Below are 1,005 nucleotides of genomic sequence, written 5' to 3'. Positions count from 1 at the left end.
CGGGAGCTAAAACATAATTACCCGTTTCTTTTTTAGTGACTTCAGCATCACCAAACAATTTTTGTTTTACGTCAGTTGTAATTTCTTTCTGAACCTTAACATCTAATTTTTCCTGGGGTAATGCTTCGCTCAAATCTATAAATTCGTTTTTCTTTCCATCAATTTCTTTATCTAGCAACTGAATTTCTTTCTCCAAGTCCTGTTTTTCTTTATATTCCTGTGAGCTCAAATGCTTTTTCTCCGAACCTTTTTCACCACGTACAATTTCAAAATCATGTTCTTGTAAATGCTTCGGAAATTCTTCTTGGAGTTCTCTTAATTCTTGTTTGTTAAAAATATCTTTTGCAGATAAACGATTGTCTTCTGTAATCGGGATCACGCCAACGTGCATATGAGGTGTTGCCTCGTCGTGATGTACGACTGCATAGAGTGTATTTTTTTGGCCGTATCGCTCCTGGATAAATTCAAGCGACTTCTCAAAATATTTTTTTTGCTCTTCTGCAGAAAGTGCATTCATATATTCAGGCGAAGCTGTCACCATAAATTCTGAAAGGACAACCGAATTCGCACGAGGTTTTCTTTTCACTTGCTCCGCAATTTTTTCTTTAATTTCACTTTCATATTTTAAGTTTTGATCATTCAACAAATCATAATTTTGTTCTGTTTTTGAATAATCGATGTCGAGATTACTTTTGCTTATCCCTTGCCTTTGATTGTGTTTTTGAATGCCTTGCACATCTGATACTTGGAATTTTTGCATTCTTATAATGGCGAATTGTGCCATTTGCAGCATCTCCTTTTACATTAGGGAACGAATCATATTGGGATAAGAATAGCACATCGGGGGAGGAGGACCAAAACTTTTGGTATAGCCCACTATACCAATTTCATTGGTGCGGGCTCTCCGAGGGTGAAAAGCAAGAAGTCTGTCACGCTAGCGTGACAGACTTCCCAAGTTCAAAAGCAGAAAAAACAACCGCTTGCAGCCGTTGTTTTTTCTAGTAA

Annotated in this window: 1 protein-coding gene; it reads right to left on the bottom strand. The window is 37.1% G+C overall.

Features of this window, described 5'->3' with window-relative positions; all coding sequences use genetic code 11:
* On the bottom strand, positions 1-793 hold a 793-nt coding region (gene mobV / locus H2672_RS19120), incomplete at its 3' end, for a MobV family relaxase (protein WP_255485932.1).
* Positions 794-1,005 lie beyond the last annotated feature (212 nt).

The sequence above is a fragment of the Sporosarcina sp. BP05 genome (assembly GCF_014282005.1).
Classification (GTDB): domain Bacteria; phylum Bacillota; class Bacilli; order Bacillales_A; family Planococcaceae; genus Sporosarcina.
The sequence above is the reverse complement of the archived record's forward strand: the minus strand, read 5'-3'. Positions and strand labels throughout refer to the sequence as shown.